The 21,049-nt window shown below is 41.4% G+C and carries 20 protein-coding genes; 10 read left to right on the top strand and 10 right to left on the bottom strand.

Annotation, left to right across the window (positions count from 1 at the left end; genetic code table 11):
• Positions 1 to 63 precede the first annotated feature (63 nt).
• Positions 64 to 1,230 (bottom strand): acetylornithine deacetylase, encoded by a 1,167-nt coding sequence (gene argE, locus H3V11_RS03410; protein ID WP_078475482.1) that lies wholly within the window; start codon positions 1,228 to 1,230, stop codon positions 64 to 66.
• A gap of 129 nt (positions 1,231 to 1,359) precedes the next feature.
• Between argE and H3V11_RS03415 the strand changes: the two genes are divergently transcribed.
• The 6 genes from H3V11_RS03415 to fghA all read left to right on the top strand — a co-directional run bounded on the left by H3V11_RS03415 (position 1,360) and on the right by fghA (position 6,885).
• Positions 1,360 to 1,584 carry an RNA-binding S4 domain-containing protein gene (locus H3V11_RS03415; RefSeq protein ID WP_037474876.1) on the top strand — a complete coding sequence of 75 codons (225 nt, stop codon included), beginning with the start codon at positions 1,360 to 1,362 and terminating at the stop codon, positions 1,582 to 1,584.
• Positions 1,581 to 1,754 (top strand): oxidoreductase-like domain-containing protein, encoded by a 174-nt coding sequence (locus tag H3V11_RS03420; protein ID WP_198223605.1) that lies wholly within the window; start codon positions 1,581 to 1,583, stop codon positions 1,752 to 1,754. Before H3V11_RS03415 ends, H3V11_RS03420 begins: the two co-directional genes overlap by 4 nt.
• Positions 1,751 to 2,587 (top strand): PHP domain-containing protein, encoded by an 837-nt coding sequence (locus tag H3V11_RS03425; RefSeq protein ID WP_078475479.1) that lies wholly within the window; start codon positions 1,751 to 1,753, stop codon positions 2,585 to 2,587. The genes H3V11_RS03420 and H3V11_RS03425 overlap by 4 nt, the downstream gene beginning before the upstream one ends.
• A 581-nt stretch (positions 2,588 to 3,168) precedes the next feature.
• Positions 3,169 to 4,416, top strand: coding sequence for a condensation domain-containing protein (locus H3V11_RS03430; protein WP_198223606.1), 1,248 nt, complete (start codon positions 3,169 to 3,171; stop codon positions 4,414 to 4,416).
• A 435-nt stretch (positions 4,417 to 4,851) separates the two neighbouring features.
• Positions 4,852 to 5,961, top strand: a complete 1,110-nt coding sequence (locus H3V11_RS03435; protein WP_198223607.1) for an S-(hydroxymethyl)glutathione dehydrogenase/class III alcohol dehydrogenase — start codon at positions 4,852 to 4,854, stop codon at positions 5,959 to 5,961.
• 90 nt (positions 5,962 to 6,051) lie between these two features.
• Positions 6,052 to 6,885 carry an S-formylglutathione hydrolase gene (gene fghA / locus H3V11_RS03440; RefSeq protein WP_198223689.1) on the top strand — a complete coding sequence of 278 codons (834 nt, stop codon included), beginning with the start codon at positions 6,052 to 6,054 and terminating at the stop codon, positions 6,883 to 6,885.
• Between the two features lie 24 nt (positions 6,886 to 6,909).
• On the opposite strand, the gene pyrI is transcribed toward fghA, so the two are convergent.
• Positions 6,910 to 7,368, bottom strand: a complete 459-nt coding sequence (pyrI, locus tag H3V11_RS03445) for an aspartate carbamoyltransferase regulatory subunit (protein WP_041880568.1) — start codon at positions 7,366 to 7,368, stop codon at positions 6,910 to 6,912.
• A 6-nt stretch (positions 7,369 to 7,374) separates the two neighbouring features.
• Complete coding sequence (gene pyrB / locus H3V11_RS03450) at positions 7,375 to 8,316, bottom strand: aspartate carbamoyltransferase (RefSeq protein ID WP_084554665.1); 942 nt, start codon at positions 8,314 to 8,316, stop codon at positions 7,375 to 7,377.
• 253 nt (positions 8,317 to 8,569) lie between these two features.
• On the opposite strand from pyrB, the gene H3V11_RS03455 reads away from it, so the two are divergent.
• On the top strand, positions 8,570 to 10,750 hold the full coding sequence (locus tag H3V11_RS03455; protein WP_198223690.1) for a primosomal protein N': 2,181 nt from the start codon (positions 8,570 to 8,572) through the stop codon (positions 10,748 to 10,750).
• A 114-nt stretch (positions 10,751 to 10,864) separates the two neighbouring features.
• Here the strand turns inward: H3V11_RS03455 and H3V11_RS03460 are convergent, their stop codons facing one another.
• From H3V11_RS03460 to sstT, 3 genes are all read right to left on the bottom strand, one after another.
• Positions 10,865 to 11,761: a glycosyl transferase gene (locus tag H3V11_RS03460; RefSeq protein WP_084586922.1), complete on the bottom strand. Its 897-nt coding sequence runs from the start codon at positions 11,759 to 11,761 to the stop codon at positions 10,865 to 10,867.
• 191 nt (positions 11,762 to 11,952) lie between these two features.
• A complete protein-coding gene (locus H3V11_RS03465) occupies positions 11,953 to 12,948 on the bottom strand; it encodes an LLM class flavin-dependent oxidoreductase (protein ID WP_232335741.1) in 996 nt (331 codons plus the stop codon).
• A gap of 131 nt (positions 12,949 to 13,079) precedes the next feature.
• On the bottom strand, positions 13,080 to 14,315 hold the full coding sequence (gene sstT / locus H3V11_RS03470; protein WP_041880555.1) for a serine/threonine transporter SstT: 1,236 nt from the start codon (positions 14,313 to 14,315) through the stop codon (positions 13,080 to 13,082).
• Between the two features lie 343 nt (positions 14,316 to 14,658).
• Between sstT and H3V11_RS03475 the strand changes: the two genes are divergently transcribed.
• Positions 14,659 to 15,405, top strand: a complete 747-nt coding sequence (locus H3V11_RS03475) for a hypothetical protein (RefSeq protein WP_198186543.1) — start codon at positions 14,659 to 14,661, stop codon at positions 15,403 to 15,405.
• 10 nt (positions 15,406 to 15,415) lie between these two features.
• A complete protein-coding gene (locus H3V11_RS03480; RefSeq protein ID WP_025331655.1) occupies positions 15,416 to 15,988 on the top strand; it encodes a hypothetical protein in 573 nt (190 codons plus the stop codon).
• A gap of 11 nt (positions 15,989 to 15,999) precedes the next feature.
• Here H3V11_RS03480 and H3V11_RS03485 read toward each other — a convergent pair whose 3' ends face one another.
• From H3V11_RS03485 to H3V11_RS03500, 4 genes are read right to left on the bottom strand one after another with little or no spacing between them, the layout of a single operon-like run.
• Positions 16,000 to 17,022 (bottom strand): glycosyltransferase family 2 protein, encoded by a 1,023-nt coding sequence (locus H3V11_RS03485; protein WP_198223608.1) that lies wholly within the window; start codon positions 17,020 to 17,022, stop codon positions 16,000 to 16,002.
• A 4-nt stretch (positions 17,023 to 17,026) separates the two neighbouring features.
• Positions 17,027 to 17,830 carry a glycosyltransferase family 25 protein gene (locus tag H3V11_RS03490; protein WP_198223609.1) on the bottom strand — a complete coding sequence of 268 codons (804 nt, stop codon included), beginning with the start codon at positions 17,828 to 17,830 and terminating at the stop codon, positions 17,027 to 17,029.
• A gap of 27 nt (positions 17,831 to 17,857) precedes the next feature.
• Entirely contained in the window at positions 17,858 to 18,646 is a 789-nt protein-coding gene (locus H3V11_RS03495; RefSeq protein WP_198186540.1) for a putative nucleotide-diphospho-sugar transferase, read from the bottom strand.
• Positions 18,647 to 18,678: 32 nt separating this feature from the next.
• Positions 18,679 to 19,530, bottom strand: coding sequence for a glycosyltransferase family 25 protein (locus H3V11_RS03500; RefSeq protein WP_198223610.1), 852 nt, complete (start codon positions 19,528 to 19,530; stop codon positions 18,679 to 18,681).
• Between the two features lie 436 nt (positions 19,531 to 19,966).
• Between H3V11_RS03500 and H3V11_RS03505 the strand changes: the two genes are divergently transcribed.
• Positions 19,967 to 20,803 (top strand): hypothetical protein, encoded by an 837-nt coding sequence (locus H3V11_RS03505; protein ID WP_198223611.1) that lies wholly within the window; start codon positions 19,967 to 19,969, stop codon positions 20,801 to 20,803.
• The last annotated feature ends 246 nt before the right edge of the window (positions 20,804 to 21,049 follow it).

The raw sequence follows: 21,049 nt of genomic DNA on the forward strand, positions 1-21,049 counted from the left end.
CTGTTCTTCAGTTAATCCTAAACATTTTATATATAAAACAGCGCAGAGTTTGATAATACCGTATCAAGTAAATGATAAGCTTTGCACCTGAATCAGTTTGCGTAAAAAGTGATCACAGCGTTCAAGCTGCTCCAGTTCTATATATTCATCAGCCTTATGAGCCACTGTAATACTACCGGGACCACATACAACAGTATTGATACCGCTATTCTGAAACTGGCCGCCTTCAGTCGCATAGGCCACTTTGGCTTGTTGTTTATTATCCACTAGTTGAGTAATCAATGCATGCAGCTGCTGATTATTTGCGTCATTTAAAGCAGGTACCTGTACATTATGGGTTAGCTTAATTGATGCTTCCGGTACCACTGCCTGCATAGCGGGTAAAAGGGTCGTTGCAATATATTGCCGAATCGGTTCAGTCAGCTCTTCTACCGTCATATGCGGCAAATTACGATAATCAAATTCAAAGGTACAATAATCCGGCACAATATTAATAGCAGTACCGCCACGAATCAGGCCGGTTGAAACAGTAGCAAACGGGACATCAAAAGCATGATCCAAATCAGCCCGCTGTTGTAATTGCTGAGCCAGCTGGTTGATAAACACAATCAGACGGGCTGCATATTCAATTGCATTCACACCATCAGGTGTGAGCGAAGAGTGAGCATTTTTACCGTGTACTTCACAACAGAAAGTATGGATCCCTTTGTGGGCTACTACCATTTGCATGGATGTAGGTTCACCAACAATACAGGATTGCGGCTGCAAACCTCTTTTTTCCAGCTCAGCCAGCATCACCGGTGCACCGAGACAGCCGACTTCTTCATCAAAAGACAAAGCAATATGTAATGGGACTTTCAGCTTTGTCTTCTGCATGTCCGGAACCGCAGCCAGTACGCTGGCAATAAAACCTTTCATGTCACTACTGCCACGACCATATACGCGACCATCGCGTATATTTGCTGCAAACGGGTCTGATAACCATTTTTGCCCGTCTACCGGCACAACATCAGTATGACCAGAAAGTACTATCCCGCCAGAAATACTGCCATCAGCAGCCGGGATAGTGACAAACAGATTGGCTTTATCCCCCTTTTCATTATGTGCCAGCCATGGCGACAGTTTACGGCTCTCTAGATAATCGGCCACATAATTAATCAAGGCCAGATTACTCTGACGGCTGGTGGTATCAAAAGCAATCAGCTGACATAACCAGCTAAGTGTATCCACGGCAAATCTCCGGTTAACTCTGGTTAAACCATAGCATAATTTATGCCTTTAGCGTAACCAATACATAAAACAAAATCCTCTTCGACGCTGATAATAGCTACAATAGCTATTTATGGAAAGGTATAACAGATGAAACAGCAATTTGACTTAGCCGGACATCCGCATGTTGCACTATGTGATCTGCTTAAACTGGCCGGGCTGGCAGAAAGTGGCGGCAGAGCCAAACAATTGATTGCCGAAGGTAAAGTACTGCGCAATCAGCAACCGGAAACCCGTAAAACTGCGAAAATTATTGCCGGAGACAGTATCCGGTTGGGTGACAGTGAAATCAATGTCATTAATAGTGAGTTATGAGCGCACTGGAATTATTAACTCCGCCAGTACCACCGGAAGACTGGGAATGCTGCAATAGTGACTGTGGCGATGCCTGTGTCTGGCAAATTTATTACCGCGAAAAAGCTGCATATGAAGTGATGCAGGCACAGTTGTCCACATTATCTTCTAATAACGAAAAAAGCTCATGAGTATTGATTTACATTGTCATTCCACGGTTTCTGATGGCGCACTGACGCCGGCCGAAGTTGTCCTGCGTGCTTCTGCTAATGGTTGCAGATTGCTGGCATTAACAGACCATGACCATACTGGCGGTCTGGCCGCCGCGCATGCACAGGCCAAGCAGTCAGGAATCACTTTGATTAACGGGGTGGAAATCTCAGTAAGCTGGCGCGGACGTACTATACATATTGTCGGTCTGAATATATCTCCGGAAGATGAAGTATTACAAACTTTACTCGGACGTCTTCGCAGCGGCCGTTTACAGCGTTTACAGGCCATTGCCGATAAGCTGGCTAAAAAAGGAATTAGTGATGCTTATGAAGGTACACTGGCACTTGCTACGAATATAGATATGGTAACACGTACGCATATTGCTGATTTTTTAGTCCAGTCCGGCCATGTGAATAAAAAAGCTGATGCATTTCGTAAATATCTGGGTGACGGTAAATCCTGTAGTGTTAAACATCACTGGGCAGAACTGGCTGAGGTTGTTACCGCTATCCGGCATGCCGGCGGGATTGCGGTTATTGCACATCCAATGCGCTATGAGCTGTCTGCTACTGCACGTCGCAATCTGTTCAGTGATTTTAAGGCTTGTGGTGGCGAAGCGATTGAAGTGCATAGTGGGCGTTCTAATCTGAACGATAGACTGAACTATGCCTTACTGGCACAACAATTCGATTTTTTAGCCAGCTGTGGCAGTGATTTTCATCGTGATGGTGATTTTGGTGGTGGCCTGCTCGGCTGCTGTCCTGAACTACCACCTATCTGTAAACCAGTGTGGGATCATTTAGCTGATTAACCGCATTATCTCTGATAGATTTTAAATCAAACAAGGTATTTCAAGTTTGTTTCAGTCATAAACCAATCACAAAATGTTTGATTATAATATGCCAAAATCATATAAAAATTCAGATAATAAGAATTAAACAGTAAATCAAATTTTTATTGCCTGTACAGTAATAGCCAGTATGACCGGGAAAGTAAAATATATACGGAAATCCGCTAAAAAAATAATATTAAAATGTCTATCAATTTTGCTGAAAAACCGTACAGTCTTATTACTTACCAGATATGCGTGCTTACTTCGCTATTAATATTAATAAATAATTGGCCTATTACAGATAAATTTATTTTATTTATATATTACTAATAGTGTTGCTTAATGAGCATTACCATTCCAATAAAATGTAAAATATATCTACATATACAATACTTTAATAGCAAATTATCTATAAAATAAAATAATATTTAAAAATAAATAAAATAACAGTATTAGACTTACCTTATTTTAAATTTGTGTTTTCCTATCGATTTCTCTTTTAACAAAAAATTATTAATCGCTTTTCTGAACTTATTCAAGTCAATATAAAGGAAATAAAAATGAGCACTCAGATCTCTGATATTCAATCAGAGGCGTTAAACTTTATCCGCCCCCTGAACAGACTGGAAAGTGGTATGGCAAATTTGCATACTAATTTTTCAGGAACAACACAATTTACTTTAATTCTGGAGGTTGAAGGTAAACTGGAACCGAGCAGAGTAGAGCAGGCTTTACAAATCATTCAAAAGCAATATGAGGCACTGGCCTCCAAAATTCTTCTACAGGAAAGTCAATGGCATCTGGTTAAATCCTCTTTATCTTTTCCCATAATATTCACCGTCATTACCGTACCGGAATTACCCTCAAATGATGTCCGCTGTTTTGATGAATTACTGGAAAGAGAGGTAAATGATCCGTTAGATATCCATCAGCAATTATGCAGATTGACCATGCTGAGTCAGGATAATTTTAATCGCCACTTACTGATACTGACACTGGCTCACGTCATTGCAGACGCCACAGCCGGTCTGAAGATTTTTTCTGAAATATTACGTCTGTCTGCACAAAATTTTTCTGATAAAACTATTGACCGAAATATATCCCCGGAAAATTCAGGTTTTAGTTCTGCAAATAAAACAGGACACAGTTATTCTGATTATCAACAAGCTGTAAAAATGTGGAGTAATCCTGCCAGAGAAATCCAAACAGCAAGCTATACGGCCATAATTGAAGCAGAAACTGTTAAAAAATTAAGCTCTATAGCAAGCAGACATAATCTGACCATGAATTCATTATTGACTGCCCTGATTCAGCAGACCAATACAGATTTTTTTAAGCTGGATTCATTTCCCATATTAACTGCGATTAACTGTCATCCTATACTCAACATAGAAGACAGCTTTACCTGCTTAATTCAGCAGGCAATAACCACCATTTCCGGAGATATTTACACCAGTGCACAGCAAATTAAACAAGATATTCTGGATGCCAAAGCAACAGTTGCAGCAAATAAAATGCTGTCACCGATAACGTTACAAAATCTGCAAAAAGATTTGGTTTTTATCTATACCAATAATGGCCGGATTAACAAAATAACCGTACCGCCAAACTTCAAGCTGCATAACTTTCGTACCGGAGCCAATATGAACAGCGGCACGCTGACTGCCACCTTTCATCTGGCTTTTCTTAATGGCTGCCTGATACTTTGCCTTTCTTATTACACCAAAATATTACAACGTAAAATTATCAGCCAGTTGATGGAAAGAATTGCCAGACAGCTAACAAATTTCGCCATAAAAGAGTATTGAGCATTTAAAAAATCAATAAATTAAATGCTCAAAATATAGCTGCAATTGCTGCATTTGGCTTGAAAAATCCTTGTTTTAAAGATAATGAGTACGCTATCAGCATTTTCTAATGAGGAAACCAGGCATTTCGGGCTGATTTTTATGCTTGCACATCAGTCAGCGCCACTATCGATAGATTAAGTTTGATAGTGGCGCTTTCCGGTTAATAATTTTATTTATACATACAAATATACTATCCATACTGACATACAAATAAAATTCATTAAAATATCAATATAAATCAGATTTTTATACTCAGAATATTTATTCTGCACAGCTTTTCTGGTCTCATATTCAGACTACCAGACTGGCAATTAAGAATCTGACAATTGATTTATTGCTGCAATCCCGTTATGTTAGCCGAATACATGTGCTTATTAATTCAGAGGATAGAGTATGAAATCTCGTGCCGCAGTTGCCTTTGCTCCGGGAGAAGCATTACAAATTGTTGAAGTAGACGTTGCTCCGCCCAAGGCTGGTGAAGTACTGGTAAAAATTACCCATACCGGTGTTTGCCATACTGATGCATTTACTTTGTCGGGCGATGATCCTGAAGGTGTATTTCCGGTTATTCTGGGGCACGAAGGTGCCGGTATTGTGGTGGAAGTCGGTGAAGGCGTCACTTCTGTCAAACCCGGTGATCATGTTATTCCCTTGTATACCGCTGAATGCGGAAAGTGTTTGTTTTGCCGTTCGGGTAAAACAAACCTGTGTACCGCAGTAAGAGCAACACAGGGTAAGGGGCTAATGCCTGACGGCACAACACGTTTTTCCTATCAGGGAAAACCCATTTACCATTATATGGGATGTTCAACTTTCAGCGAATATACCGTCGTGGCAGAGGTATCTCTGGCTAAAATCAATCCTGAAGCCAGACATGATCAGGTTTGTCTGCTAGGCTGCGGAGTGACTACCGGTATTGGTGCAGTACACAATACTGCTAAAGTACAAGCAGGTGATACTGTTGCCGTGTTCGGGCTGGGTGGTATCGGGCTGGCTGTAGTACAGGGTGCACGACAGGCCGGAGCCGGACGAATTATTGCTATTGATACCAATCCGGCTAAGTTTGCCCTTGCCAGACATTTTGGTGCCACAGAATGTATTAATCCGAACGATTATCAGGAACCGATACAACAGATAATTATTGGTCTGACTGAATGGGGCGTAGATCATAGTTTTGAGTGTATCGGTAATGTAGAAGTGATGCGTGCTGCTTTGGAATGCGCTCATCGGGGCTGGGGACAAAGCATCATTATCGGTGTCGCCGGTGCCAGTCAGGAAATAGCCACACGCCCTTTTCAGCTGGTTACCGGGCGAGTATGGAAAGGATCTGCTTTCGGTGGGGTTAAAGGACGCTCACAACTGCCGCAGATGGTGGAAGAAGCCATGCAGGGTAAAATCGAGTTGACACCATTTATTACTCATACATTGCCGCTGACTGATATTAATCAGGCATTCGAGCTGATGCATACCGGCGAATCTATTCGTACAGTCATTTATTATTAATAATATGCGTATGTGCATACACATTATTAATGTAATTGCCGGTATTTCATCATGTTATAAACTCAATACGGATCCTTTAAAATGGCTGAAATTACTCTGCTGACCACTCATAAACTGTTTAACGGCGAACAACGACGTTACCGGCATTACAGTCACTACAATCAATGTGACATGACATTTTCTGTCTATCTTCCGTCACGTGCCTTACAAGGTTACCGGCTGCCTGTGCTGTATTGTCTGGGCGGGCTCACCTGTACTGATGAAAATTTTTCGGTGAAAAGTGGTGCACAGCGTTTTGCTGCTGAATGGGGTATTGTTCTGGTTATGCCGGATACCAGTCCGCGCGGTACTGATGTAGCTGATGCTGATGTTTACAATCTGGGACAGGGTGCCGGTTTTTATCTTAATGCTACCCAGCAGCCGTGGGCTCAGCATTACCAGATGTATGATTATGTGGTCACAGAACTGCCCGAACTTATCGAAAAACATTTTTCGGTTAATGAACAGCGTAGTTTATGCGGCCACAGTATGGGCGGTCATGGTGCGCTGATGATTGCCCTGAAAAACCCTCAGCGCTACGTTGCTGTATCGGCATTTGCTCCTATCGCCCATCCGGTAGCCGGAGCATGGGGTCAGACAGCATTCTCAACCTATCTGGGAGCCAATCAGCAAGACTGGGCTGCATATGACAGTACTGAACTGATCAGCCGGTATCCGTTTTCATTACCAGTTCTTATCGATCAGGGAAGCGTGGATGAATACTATCCTGAGCAATTAAATCCACAGGATTTCGTTCAGGCAGCCAAAGCCAAAGGCATTAACATTCGGTATCAGCTGCGTGAAAACTATGATCACAGCTATTATTTTGTCAGTACATTTATAGAAAGCCACATCAGCTTTCATGCCGAAGCATTCGGACTATAAATCACCAGACCGGTAAATTAACAGCTAAGCTTCAATCACGGATTCGCGCGCAAACGTTTTTTCGCAGTAATGACAGCATAAACGGGTTTCGCCATGACTCACCCGAACAGAAAAATGGCTCTTTACCGGTTCTCCATGGCTGGCACAATTGCTGTTCGGACAACGAAACACTTCACTGATACTTTCCGGCAAAGTCAGTGTACGTTTGCGTACTACCCGAAAATTTTCAATATCATTAACTGTAGCCTGCGGCGCGAACAAAGCCAAGCGGTTAGCCGCAGCATCATCAAGATACTGACCGGAAATTTTAATAATATCCTTGCTGCCGGTGGATTGACTGCTCAGATTAAACCCTACCGTAACCGCATCACCGGAATGCAGCAATTTAAACTGGCGCAAAATAGTCAGCCCCTGCCCTACCGGGATGTGATCAATCACAGTACCATCTTTTATTGCCTCAACACTCAGTCTGGTCTGATTCATCATTGTTTATCCTTTTGCTACAACTATATCAATATGTTCATTCAGAATCGCCGCCAGAATAGCCTGCCGCGCATACATACCATTATTGGCCTGCTGAAAATAATAAGCATGAATACTGTCATCGACATCTGCATGGATTTCATCCACACGCGGTAAAGGATGCAAAATACGCATATTCGGTTTAGCCTGCCCGAGCATAGCCGCACACAAATTAAAATGACCACTAATTCTGGCAAACTCCTGTTCATCGAACCGCTCACGCTGAATACGCGTCATATACAGAATATCTGCCCAGGCCAATGCTTCTTCGAGACTGCCAGAAGTCCGGTAATGTACGCCATTATCATCCAGCTGCTCACAGATATAAGCAGGCATTGCCAGAGTTGGCGGAGACACAAAAATAAATTCACACCCCCAGCGACTGAGAGCCTGCGCCAGTGAATGTACAGTACGGCCGTATTTCAAATCACCAACTAAAGCAATTTTAAGATTCTGTAAATGCCCCTGCGTTTCATAAATGGTGACTAAATCCAGCAATGTCTGCGACGGGTGCTGATTCGTACCGTCTCCTGCATTGATAACAGGCACCCGGGCAAACTCACTGACTACCCGGGCTGCACCATCTTTCGGATGACGCATTACAATTGCATCTGCATAATTACTGATAATTCTGGCGGTATCAGCAAGCGTTTCTCCCTTCTTGGCACTGGTATTGGCACCATCAGCAAAACCAATAACCTTACCGCCCAGCCGCTGGATAGCAGTTTCAAATGACAAACGGGTTCGTGTAGACGGTTCAAAAAAACACGAACCAATTAAACGTCCGTCTAATAAATCAGCCTGAGGCTGCTGTTTTAACTGTAAAGCGAGCGCCAGCAAAAATTCCAACTGCGCAGTAGATAAATCATTAATAGAAATGAAATGTTGCCGATACAGCGGATTAGCCATAATTTAACCTTCAGCATTTATCAATAGGCACAAAAAAACCCGTCTTCAAACGGGTAAAATCTTACGGAAATTAGCTGTACTGATGTAATACCTGTTCCAGACAATCTTGAACATCTGCTGCCAGTATCTGCATCACGCTATTATCCCCGTAATAATAAATTAATATAAATTATCGCATAAACAGCGCAATGATAAAAGCTGACCAAATTGAGTTACAATCAGCATTTCATTGCCTTTTTTATTTCTGCTTACATTGATTTACCATCAACTGGCACTGAATGTGCCCCTGTATTCACTGCTTACCTATGCCCATACCACAGCCCTGCCCGCCGGTACACGGGTAGCAGTACGCTTCCGCAAACGTCTGGTGGCCGCCATAGTATGGGAAAGTAATGTAGAACCGGAAATTGATATCAGCAAAATACGACCAATAGAATCAGTGCTTTCTGATGACTGGCAATTGCCTGAAGACTGGCGCACATTACTCAGTTTTACTGCCCGCTATTATCACTATCCTCTCGGGCAGGCAGTAATGGCGGCGTTGCCAAAAGGACTGCGTCAGCCTGAAGTCGTGCAACTACCCCGACCGGAAGTGATTTACACGTTAAATGCTCTGGGGCGTGAACAGCCTCCTCCACCGGCACGCTTTCACAAACAAAATGCATTATGGCAACATCTGCAAACAACATCTGCTACATTACAACAACTTAAGACCATACATTCTCAGGCTGCACATTATCTTAATCAGTGGCAACTGCAAGGCTGGATACAGACTACTTCAGTTCCGGCCTGCGGCAGCATTCCGGAAAGCCGGTATCAGCTTAATCAGCAACAACTGCTTGCCAGTACAACAGTACAGAATAAATTCGGCCAATTTGCTCCGTTTCTGTTATATGGCATTACAGGCAGCGGCAAAACAGAAGTTTATTTCGACATCATGGCCAAAATATTGCAGCAGGGCAAACAGGTTTTATTTCTGCTGCCCGAAATCAATCTGACTCCGCAATTATTGCAGCGTGTGCGCCAGCGATTTCCACATACTATTACTGCTCTGCTGCACAGTCAGACTGCTGCCGGACAACGGACAGCTAATTATCTTCAGGCGGCACTCGGACAGGCAGCTTTAATCATTGGCACCCGACTGGCTGTTTTCACTCCCATGCATAATCTGGGATTAATTGTAGTCGATGAAGAACATGATTACTCATTTAAGCAGGAAAGCGAACTGCGTTATCAGGCACGGGATCTGGCTGTGTGGCGTGCGCAGCAGGCAGGATGTCCTATTGTACTGGGCAGTGCCACTCCATCTCTGGAAAGCTGGTATAAAGCCCAGCAAAAAGATTATCAACTACTGCAATTAAGCGAACGCGCCCATATCAGTGCTCAATTACCGCAAATTCATCTGGTAGATATTCGCCGGTTACCACTGGATAATGGTTTGAGCGATATTATCAAACAAAAATTACAGACCAATTTTGCCAATGGTGGCTTAAGTATGGTCTATCTGAACCGTCGCGGCTTTGCTCCGGCTTTATTCTGCGCCGCCTGCGGGCATACTTTCGGCTGCCCTAACTGCTCGGCCAAGATGGTTTTACATCAGCATGCCGGTCAGCTGCGCTGTCATCACTGTGATTTTCACCAGCGTATTCCACATTGTTGCCCAGAATGCGGTAATCAGGATTTAACGGCTGTCGGACAAGGAACACAACGCATTGAAGAAAACCTGCAATATCTGTTACCTAAGGCACGTATTCTGCGGGTAGACCGCGACAGCACCGCCCACCGGCAGGATTGGTCAGATATTTACAGTAAAATCATTAACCGGCAGGTAGATATTCTGATCGGCACCCAGATGCTGGCCAAAGGTCATGATTTTCCGCAATTAAATCTGGTTGTTGTTTTAAATGCAGATAACAGTCTTTACAGTGCGGACTTTCGCGCACCAGAACGCTTGTTTGCCGAATTGATGCAAGTAAGCGGCCGTGCCGGCAGAGCAGAATGCAGTGGCGAAGTCTGGGTACAAACCAGACAACCCGAACACAAAGTTTATCAGGCATTGGCTGCACAAAATTATGTTACCTTTGCAACAGCAGAACTGACGGAAAGACAGGAACTGGGCATGCCACCTTTCAGCTATATGGCAGCTATTCGTGCTGACGCCAGAACCATGCGTGAAGCACAAGAACTCCTGCGACAGGCATTACAGGGTATCAGACAGCAACAATCTTTACCGCCCAGTGTCAGTATTTTCGGACCAGTACCAATGTTAATGGCACGGCTGGCCGGTTATGAACGGGCACAGGTCTTTCTGGAAAGTCATAACCGGCGCGAATTACATCACAGCATTACAATATGGCAAAGCTGGCTATTGCATCTGGAAAAAACCAGCCCACACACACGCTGGCTGATCGATGTAGATCCGCTGGAAATGTAATTATGATGCCATTCGAATTATAAGCATACATTCATTCATTTTTACCCTATCTGTAACAAAAACTGGTCATCAGCCAGATTGGCAGATGACCAGTAATCAGATTTAACTGATAACTTATTCGCGCCCACGCAGACTATGCCAAACACGTGAAAGTAATGGTTTTTGTTTTTTCTGGCGGGTAACTTCATTGCCATCATAACCTACTTGAGATTCCTTAGGGAAAGCACCAAAAGGTTCCACAGCATAATTTTCCAGCTTATAGCCGGCATCCAGAGCTTCCTGATAGTACTGGTCAAACAGCTCAACCAGGTCTTTACGCGGATGAGGCAGAATATCGCTATCAAACCAATGTTTCTGACCAGCTGCAGACAAACGCGGGATTGAATACTTATGGCTAAATTGGGTACCCATATCCGAATAATGCAAAATTTTCATCTGCTCGATCGGCATACCTTCACCATCGACACAATTCCATGCAGCTGTATAAGCCTGTACCCATTCAGGATGCTCTTTAAACTTAGCCATCATTTTCTTATGCGAATCAGGGTCAGCACGCAGCGTAGCCTGTTCCGGCAATTTAGCTTTAGCTTTCGCACAATCCCAGACACAAGTACACAAGCGGGTAAAGCGTTTGCCCTTGGCATGATCATGCACTTCCTTGGCAGCAACAATTGCTTCACCTTCAATAGGATGCTCCCAAAGTTCGGCTAAATCAGCCAGAATAATCATATCTGCATCCATATAAATAGCCCGGCCTTCATAATTGCAGGCAGCAGGAATACCCCAGCGGAAACCTGAAAACGGTGTTGCCCATTTTTCAGTATGCCAGCCGGCACCAGACTGCGGATCAGAGTACCAGGGGCTTTCCGGGTCATGACTTAACTGCATCCAGATAATTTCCACTGGCCGCGATGTATGTTTATGGATGCTGTAATCCACCACCATCATCTGTTCCAGATCACAGTTATTCGGGTCACAACCCACAAAGACCTTAATTACATCGTTGCTCATGCATATACTCCCGATTTGCTTACGTTATAAAGATAATTGTAATCTTACCGCAAAAATACCAGTAAAAATGATAATATTAATCAAGTAATATTTGATATGAAACAAATAATTCCAATCAAATTTATAAATATCAGACCGGTAGATACCTATTATCAGGTATTAATTCGTTTTAATATGGGCAAGTTAACAGATTAGCCGACAATATCTGCCACACTCTTAAAAATATAATAAGACTCAAGTAATTTATCCATATCATAAATATAACTCACAGCCATTACTTCATCCGGCTGTAAGCGCAGGCGATATTCCTCCAGCTGCTGACGAATAGTATCAGGAGCACCCAGTAATGTGCAGGCAGTAAAGTTACGCACATAAGTTTCCTCCTCAGCAGTCCATAAACCGTGCATATGAGGTACTGGTGGCTGTAACGGCGCCCAGCTATTGCGAACCAGTCCCAATACCGATTGAAACTGCGTAGTTTGCAGGTAACGAGCCTCTTCATCCGTTGCCGCGGCAACAACATTTAAACACAGCATAAAAAAGGGCTTACTTAGCTGAGCAGAAGGCTGAAAACGTTCCCGGTAAATCGCTGCGGCCTCTTCCAGAAAACGCGGTGCAAAATGTGCAGCAAAAACGTATGGCAGTCCCATTTTGGCCGCCAGATAAGCACTATCCGTACTGGAGCCCAGTATATAGAGCGGAATATGTGTACCAATACCCGGATAGGCCTTTACTATTCCCTGACAATTCTCATCGCCCAGATAACGTTGCAACTGCACCACATCATCAGCAAACTGTAATGAAACATCATTTAAATGCCGACGCAAAGCTGCAGCTGTTACCCTGTCAGTACCGGGTGCACGCCCCAGTCCCAAATCAAGCCGGTGCGGATAAATGGTTGCTAAAGTGCCATACTGTTCTGCAACCATTAACGGACTGTGATTAGGCAGCATTACTCCGCCGCTGCCTACCCTTATCTTGTGGGTATGAGCCAGTGTATGACCAATTAATACCTGAGTGGCAGAGCTGATAACCATCGGCATATTATGATGTTCTGCGATCCAGTAACGCACAAAACCTGACTGTTCAGCAGCCTGTGCCAGACGCAACATATCCTGTATAGCCGCCGCCGCAGTACCTTTATCCCGACGTGGTACCAGATTCAGTATAGAAACAGGAATAGCCATAAATTCCTCACATTGAAGAAAAACAGATATAAATTAAATTCGTCCTATGCGCAGAAAACGAATACTCTGCCCGCGTATAAAAAACCGCTGCATAAATTATACAGCGGCCTATACACAATCATGATACAGGCTTATTCCGGCAGTAACTCAATTTTACTCGGATCTCTTCCCTGCTGTTTGAGTGACACCACAGAGGTAAACAGCATATCGCTAGAAGAATTCAAAACTGTTTCAGCTGAGTCCTGAATTTCACTGATAACGAACCCGATTGCTACCACCTGAGCGGATATAGCCGGATCAATACCAAACATACTGCATGCTACCGGAATCAGTAGCAGCGAACCGCCGGGCACACCGGAAGCACCAAGAGCACATACCGTTGCCAGAATACTCAGCAACAATGTCTGAATAAAGCTCACATCCAGACCTAAAGTATGCACAGTAGCCATCGTCATCGTCGTAATCGTGATAGCTGCTCCATTCATACTCATTGTCACACCCAGAGGAATAGACAGCGAATAAATTTCTTCCGGCAATTGCATACGCTGAGCCAGACGGATATTTACCGGAATATTTGCTGCTGAACTACGGGTAAAAAACGCTGTGATTCCACTATAACGCAAACAGGTAAACACCAGCGGATATGGATTTTTACGAAAATTCAAAAATACAATCAGCGGATTAATTACCAGTGCCACAAACACCATCAGACCCAGTAATACACCAATCAGCTCAAGATAATTCTTCAGCTTAGCCAAACCATCACTCGTAAAGTGAGAAGCAACCAAACCAAGTACACCATAAGGAGCAATTGCCACAACAAGGCGAACCACCCAGATAGTGGCATCTGACCAGTTTTTAATCACCGATTTCGTTGCCTCACTACTCTGGCGTAATGCAATACCCAATGCTGTTGACCATGCCAGAATACTCAGAAAATTACCGGTTGCCAGTGCATCAACCGGATTATCCACAAACTTGAGCACAATATTCATAAGAATTTCTGCCACACCTTCCGGCGGTTTTTCAGATATCGGCGGTACATCCATTACCAGCTGTAGCGGATATAAAAAACTTACCGTAGAAGCCAGTACAGCAGAAATCAGAACAGTAACAGCATATAACCAGGCTACTGACTTAATACTGGAAACATTATCAAATTTATTATTAACAATAGAAGATATGACTAATACAAAAACCAGTATCGGAGCAGCTGCACGTAAAGCCTGAATAAATACCTTACCCAGAAATTCCAGTTTCACCCCGTACTGCGGTAAAAACGCCGCAATAAACGCGCCGATAATCATACATATCAGCATACGTACAATCAGATTACTCTTAAATAATACCCATAAAAGCTTCTTCATTCACAATCCTTGGTTATCGCCGGATTCAAACACATTTAAAAACAGATACAAAATATCATCAGAACTGACAATAAATCCGTGAGCAGCAAATTATCTCTCATCAGAAAATCTGTTTTAATCCGTCTTTTCAACACCATTAAACCTTAACAGAAAACCATTTCAGTTTACCTAGCAGATAATAAGTTTAGCATTAAAACGAACACAAACAGCGAATAATCAATAAAATCGCGAAAAACAGTTAAAATCAATCAGCAATTTATTATTCTTAATCAATGGAATCAAACTATACAAAAATCTAAAATGCTATACTCCCACACCAGTAACCGCCCAGACAAAATATGCCATGGACACAGCTTCACAAAACTACATACTATGCATGAAATGGGGGCAAAAATATGATGCTGAATACATCAACCGCCTCTATAACATGGTGCAACGCCACTTAACGCTACCATTTACCATGATTTGCCTGACAGATGATGCTAAAGGCATCAATCCGGCTGTTCAGTGTTATCCGCTGATACCTCTTGATCTGCCTCAGGGTCTGCCTGAACGTGGCTGGAACAAACTGACAACATTCAGTGCAGATTTATATGGTTTACACGGTACAGCTTTATTTCTTGACATAGACATAGTCATAATCGATAACATAGACTGCTTCTTCACACATCCTTCCAGCCGTCAGGACGAAGTATGGATTATTCGTGACTGGAAAAAGCCGTGGCGAAAAGTCGGCAATAGCTCAGTATACCGATTTCAGATTGGTGCATTACCAGATTTAATGAACTATTTTCGCGAGCATTTCCAGACTATTCGTCAGCAATTTCGTCATGAACAGGCATTTTTATCATGGTATGTGCGCGAAAATCATAAACTAAGTTACTGGCCTGAAAACTGGTGTCTGAGCTATAAATATGACATATTAAAAAAAATGCCTTATGCGCTATGGCAGCCACCGGAAAAGCCGGATTACGGCAAAATTATCATCTTTCACGGCGAAGTTAATCCTCCGGATGCCATCAGAGGAGGTGGAGGAAAATGGTACCGTAAAGTTTTACCGGCTCCATGGTTAAAAAATTATTGGCAATAAAATTACTATTATGAAAATCGTACAAGCACACAGTAAATTCTTCATCATTGGCAATGCTGACGAACAAAATTCTATTGCCGGATTAATTCATGAAGACGATATCGTAGTCCGCTTTAACACCCCCAATCCAAACTGTACACTTATGGCCGACTGGGTATTTATTGCCAATGGCTACACACAAATCAGACATCTGAATATTGACCATCAGTTTTTTAAACCTGACACACAAATATTTTTCCGATATACCACAAAAGATATTTGTCTGGGACGATATCAGAATATTCCTTTACATAAACGAATAAAATATATATGGCGTTTTCCTAAATGGATTAAACACTCTCATCTGGATCAATACCAAATAAACACGATACCTACAGATACTTATCAGCACTGTGCCAATACACTGGGTTTTCGCCAACCAAGCACTGGTTTACTGGCCATTGATTACATTTGTCAGCATTATCCGGAAAAACAAATTTATATACATAATTTCACCAGTGAAGGCTGGACGGGGCATAACTGGGATGATGAAAAAAAACTAATTTATAAGTGGATTACCGAAGGTAAAATAACTGCAATCTGAACAGAAAATATTTACCTGCATGAGAATCGGGCTAAACCTGATTTCACTATCAGTTTAGCCGCCTTGTCCCACATACCCGTACGTACTAATAACGAAACAGTTGCGCAAGTCGATAACTGTTTTTGTGCATATAGCTCTTTAGCCAAAAGCAAAATATCAGCTTTTTCCATTTCCGGAAGATTCATTTTTCTGAGTTTACGACACAATCTGAAATAATAAAGATGAGCTTTATATAATAAATAAGCACAGCACTTTTTATCATCGACCACTTTATCAGCATATTCAGCCTGTTTCAGATAAGCCCTGATACCATATACCTGTTTCAGACTCATTTTCTGCACAATCGAATCCGGCCAGATACGATAATGTACTAAAGTTTGCGGATAATAAAAGTAAGTCTGACATTGATTCAGAATAATCGGAGTATTCGCAATATCTTCATAGGCAGGTATAGTGAAATCACACGAATCTGTTACCAAAGTACGCCGGAAAACTTTATTCCAGAAATAATGTTTACCATCCATAATTGCAAGGCGGTATAACTCACCGTTATTCTGATGCAATAATGTATTTACAGGAGTAACAGATAAATGTTCATGATATTTAACTTTACCGCTACCATCAAAAAATACATCATAATCAAACAGTACTACATCCGGACGATACTCACCCAGAATATTCCTTATCTGCCGTACCGCTTGCGGTTCAATCAAATCATCTGAATCAATAAACCAGACATATTCAGCATGACTGGCCTGTAACAGACACTGGCGAACCTGAGTAATACCCAGATTTTTCTTTCCGCACAGTACACGAATATTCACATGCGGATAACTCTGCTGATATTTGCGAATCACACTAAGTGAATTATCAGGTGAACAATCATCATAAAATATAACTTCAGTTAAAGCAGTCAAATCCGGAAATAAAGCATCCAGCAATCCGGAAAGATATGATTCAACATTAAATACAGGAATCAGAATACTTAAATCTACCTTATCTGTACCTGCATAATTATTTTTTACTCCATCCACACAACTATTCCTCAAAATCACTTTTTATTATTGGCACCAGCATACGTTGCGCACACCGCAGCACAGACAATTGTCTCCATCCCATACGAATTTGTGCTGCCAGACGACGATATTTAAAGCATACGTTACTATAAATATCGTTTGCATGAGGTTTCAGATTATTCTCAGGAGTGATAGTAGAAACAAAAGATTCTGTATGCTCCAGACCATAATTAATACACTGATCCAGTTGAATTGCAGCGGCCGGATACACTTGTCTGGCATTCAAATCATATGAACGACACAAAAATGCATCAGCAAGCGCCGGTGCCGAATATTCAGCTCTGTTTAACAGCTTCCGTGCCCCGGAAGGGAATAAAACATATGCGGCGGCACCTGTCCGATCCTGATATAACCGGCGTAACTCATAACCATCAATTAAATTAAAAGCCTTTTTACTTATCCATTTACGTCGATGGCGCGTTTCCAGATTCACATAATCAACCTCATTTGCCAGAGGAATTAACGCAGCAAGAATATCTGCTGTTTTACGCGATAATAGAGCATCATCTTCAAGAATTAACCAGGGTTTATCGGTATTAAGTACATATCGCCATGCAGCTTTATGGCTTAAAAAACAGGCTACCTCAGCCGTACGCAATTTACGCTCCCAGCCATTTGCTAATTGTTCATATTGTTCACCAAGAATATCTGAACTATTAACAGCAGACAGGCGCTGCATAGGTATTTGCAAATGAATCAGTTGTTTGCGCTGAAATTCCAATCGCTCAACTGAATGATCCAGATTAATTACAAGAGCAGAAATCATCTGTTTGTATCACCACAGATATTATAATTAATCATCAGATTTTTGCTGAAACAGAACATCCTCAATTTCTCGTATCCGATCCATGCGACGCTGTACTTTACTTTTCCGTATTGAAAACAGCTTCCCGCTGGTTCTCAGATTTTCATGAACCACACGGGCCGCCTGTAACTGTTCGATATAAACCTGCTGTTTAGGTGCACGCAGATTGTCTTCACGATCAAATATCCAGCAAAAGCCAACAGGCAAATGAAAAACTTTATAACGAGGATTGTCAGATGCCTGATCAGCAGCAATGACAGATTGTAAAACCTCCTGATCCCAGATTTCCGGATGTGCTATACACTGCCGGTTCCATTCGGCTAGCAAGTGTCTTGCAGCCTCAGTGTCCTGGAAAAAAAGAGTTGCAGATACTAAATGACCATCTCCTAAATCATAATACACTGCAATATCACAATCCAGACTGGCAAGATATTTTAACGGAGAAACATGAAAAACCGCATCAACATCCACATACAGCATCGGTCCGCTGACTATATCACGTTCACGAAGCAAATAAGCTGCTTTAAACGATGTATTGGCTTCCCACCCACCCTGACTAGAAATAGTAGTTGTCTTAACCCTGATACCCAAACGTTCAGCAGAAGCACACATACGTTTGGCTTCATGCGTATAAAATTCATCATCTGTATGATAGGCTACAACTGTTACAGCATCATCTGCTGATGCTTTCATCTCATCAGTAACAACCCGTGCCAGCGGAACCACAACTTTACGATTCTTGGCTCGCCATGCATATTCTCTGCCCAGTTTAACCATTAGTATTATTCTCAGTGATTAACATACATTTATTATAAACGTGTCCATCCATACATTTTCACAACATCAAAATGACGCCGCCAATGCCGCCCCTTAAGAAAAAATCTTTTAATTTTTTGTCCCAAAGTAAGTTTAAAACGCACACGATGAGGAATATCTGAATCCAGATTCTGAAATGCCAGCGGCTCAACCAAAAAAGCCTCTTTTAACCGGCCACCACTATAATGCCAAACCTTATCAATAGGATAAAAGAGATTTTTACTTGCCTGCAGCATATTTTTAGCTCCCTGCAAAGATACAATATAACAACATGCCAATGACGGAGCGATATCACACTCACAGGCAATCATATGATTACAGAGCATATGTAAACGAAAAATTTTCCACCGGACAATAGCTTTACTTTCCATAAAGCGCCATAATCTGCGCCTTACCAATTGCCAGAATCGCGGCCGGACAAACTGTTTCTGCGCAATACAAGAATTAACTGCCGCAACATCAATATCGTAAAAAGGTCTTTTTAAAGTCAGATTTAAAAAATCAAAAGACTGAAAATTTTTTTCATCAGCCAGCAAAGAAAGCAGTTCAGGTTTAAGCTGTACATCATCTTCCAGAATCAGAGCATAGGGTATATTTTCATCTACCATTTTCTGCCATACCGTCTGATGGGATAAGGCACAACCAATTTCTCCATTAACGGCCTTACGTTTACATTCCAGTGCAAATCTTTTCTGGTTAAAAAAGGCTTTTTGCTCATCAGTTAAACAATTGCCATCAACTGCATTTACCCTTTCAAAAGCAATATTCAGATTTTCCAGTTGTTGTTTAACAAACATTAATCTATCCGGACGGCGTTCAAGATTAATTAAAAAAGTTTTGAGCATTGATTAGCCCTGCACATACTTTAGTCATAAATTATCTATAAATTATAGCTAAAATATGTCTGCCATTCATAGATAAATCCAGTATCCTGATACACTCACCGGTATAAACTGCTAAAATAGCTATCTGATCTGATAATAGTTACACTATTTCAACTTTACAGTTATCGAGAATACCAGATTTCATAAAATTAAGTTAACAATGTCGCAACCAACTATCATTCTGGCAATGTCAAGCTATAGTGACTTCGCTGCTGCCATTCAAAAGCATTTAGAATACCATAATTTTAAAGTTATCTTTATAAACAGCACTTCAGAGGAATTGAAGAAGCAAGTTGATTCCAGTTTTTATTATCCTAACCTGAAATCGCACCTGATTCATACAGCCCGAAAAATTTTTCTTTCAGATTGTTCATACAAAGCATATCTGAAAGAACAAATGTACAATCAGAAATTACTGGCAAATATTAAAAACCTATTAGACAACAATCATTACGACTATACTTTGGTTATACGCCCAGACTTATTTCCTATAGAGGCCTTACAACTGCTAAAAATTCATACAAAAAACGATTTTGTTGCTTATCAGTGGAATGGAATCAGACGATTTCCTAAAACAAAGCCGACAATAAACTTATTTGATCGTTTTTATGTATTCGATTCTGAAGATCTGCATAATGAGGAATACCAGCAATACCGGCTAAATGGAATCAGTAATTTCTATTTTGATATGTATCAGCCACAACCTGTATCACATACCGGAACCATTGCCTATTTCGTCGGACTACATGTAGATAGTCGCATTACCGCTATAGAAGCCTGTGCAAATGCATTAATTAAATACGGGATAAATCTAGATTTTAATATAAAATTTCGCCCGTCTGAAGCTAGCAAAGCCGGACTATATTCTTGCAAAGAAATTCATTTTATCCCTGAAAATATTACCTTCGATGACAATTTAAAGCATATCAACAATGCAGATATACTCATTGATATCGTTAATCCAGTTCATCATGGTTTATCATTTCGTACATTTGAAGCGTTATATTACCAAAAGAAATTAATTACCAATAACCCACAAATCAAAAATCTTGATTTTTATCATCCAGATAACATTTTTATATGGAAGAATGCGGATGATTTACAGAAAATAGAGAGCTTTCTGGCCAGACCATTTGTCAGCATCAATCCGGATATTATAAAAAAATACAGTTTTGCAAACTGGATAAACAATATTTTAAACAGACAGCCATTCCAGAAAATATCCGTTATATAATTGAAATATTCTAAAAAAATGCTGTAGGCTCAAATTTGTATTTAAAAAATACTAACTACAGCACATTCAATTACACCACATCTGCTTCAGCAAAAATAAACCAACGGAACTTACTCTGCAAAATTGAATATTAAGAGAATTATCGTACAACAAATTTATATCATACTGAATATGAGTAAATCTTTTTGCTTTAGATATTAATCAAATTGAATGAAATTAATGCATTTAAATTTAATACCGGATACC

Origin of the sequence: Snodgrassella sp. W8158 (genome assembly GCF_016100435.1) — a bacterium.
Taxonomy (GTDB): domain Bacteria; phylum Pseudomonadota; class Gammaproteobacteria; order Burkholderiales; family Neisseriaceae; genus Snodgrassella; species Snodgrassella alvi.

Excerpts from the sequence above, each read along its gene's own strand:
- H3V11_RS03415 (WP_037474876.1), top strand. The coding sequence starts at position 1,360 with ATGAAACAGCAATTTGACTTAGCCGGACATCCGCATGTTGCACTATGT.
- H3V11_RS03420 (WP_198223605.1), top strand. The coding sequence starts at position 1,581 with ATGAGCGCACTGGAATTATTAACTCCGCCAGTACCACCGGAAGACTGG.
- H3V11_RS03425 (WP_078475479.1), top strand. The coding sequence starts at position 1,751 with ATGAGTATTGATTTACATTGTCATTCCACGGTTTCTGATGGCGCACTG.
- H3V11_RS03430 (WP_198223606.1), top strand. The coding sequence starts at position 3,169 with ATGAGCACTCAGATCTCTGATATTCAATCAGAGGCGTTAAACTTTATC.
- H3V11_RS03435 (WP_198223607.1), top strand. The coding sequence starts at position 4,852 with ATGAAATCTCGTGCCGCAGTTGCCTTTGCTCCGGGAGAAGCATTACAA.
- pyrI (WP_041880568.1), bottom strand. The coding sequence starts at position 7,368 with ATGAATCAGACCAGACTGAGTGTTGAGGCAATAAAAGATGGTACTGTG.
- pyrB (WP_084554665.1), bottom strand. The coding sequence starts at position 8,316 with ATGGCTAATCCGCTGTATCGGCAACATTTCATTTCTATTAATGATTTA.
- H3V11_RS03460 (WP_084586922.1), bottom strand. The coding sequence starts at position 11,761 with ATGAGCAACGATGTAATTAAGGTCTTTGTGGGTTGTGACCCGAATAAC.
- H3V11_RS03465 (WP_232335741.1), bottom strand. The coding sequence starts at position 12,948 with ATGGCTATTCCTGTTTCTATACTGAATCTGGTACCACGTCGGGATAAA.
- sstT (WP_041880555.1), bottom strand. The coding sequence starts at position 14,315 with ATGAAGAAGCTTTTATGGGTATTATTTAAGAGTAATCTGATTGTACGT.
- H3V11_RS03475 (WP_198186543.1), top strand. The coding sequence starts at position 14,659 with ATGGACACAGCTTCACAAAACTACATACTATGCATGAAATGGGGGCAA.
- H3V11_RS03480 (WP_025331655.1), top strand. The coding sequence starts at position 15,416 with ATGAAAATCGTACAAGCACACAGTAAATTCTTCATCATTGGCAATGCT.
- H3V11_RS03490 (WP_198223609.1), bottom strand. The coding sequence starts at position 17,830 with ATGATTTCTGCTCTTGTAATTAATCTGGATCATTCAGTTGAGCGATTG.
- H3V11_RS03495 (WP_198186540.1), bottom strand. The coding sequence starts at position 18,646 with ATGGTTAAACTGGGCAGAGAATATGCATGGCGAGCCAAGAATCGTAAA.
- H3V11_RS03500 (WP_198223610.1), bottom strand. The coding sequence starts at position 19,530 with ATGCTCAAAACTTTTTTAATTAATCTTGAACGCCGTCCGGATAGATTA.
- H3V11_RS03505 (WP_198223611.1), top strand. The coding sequence starts at position 19,967 with ATGTACAATCAGAAATTACTGGCAAATATTAAAAACCTATTAGACAAC.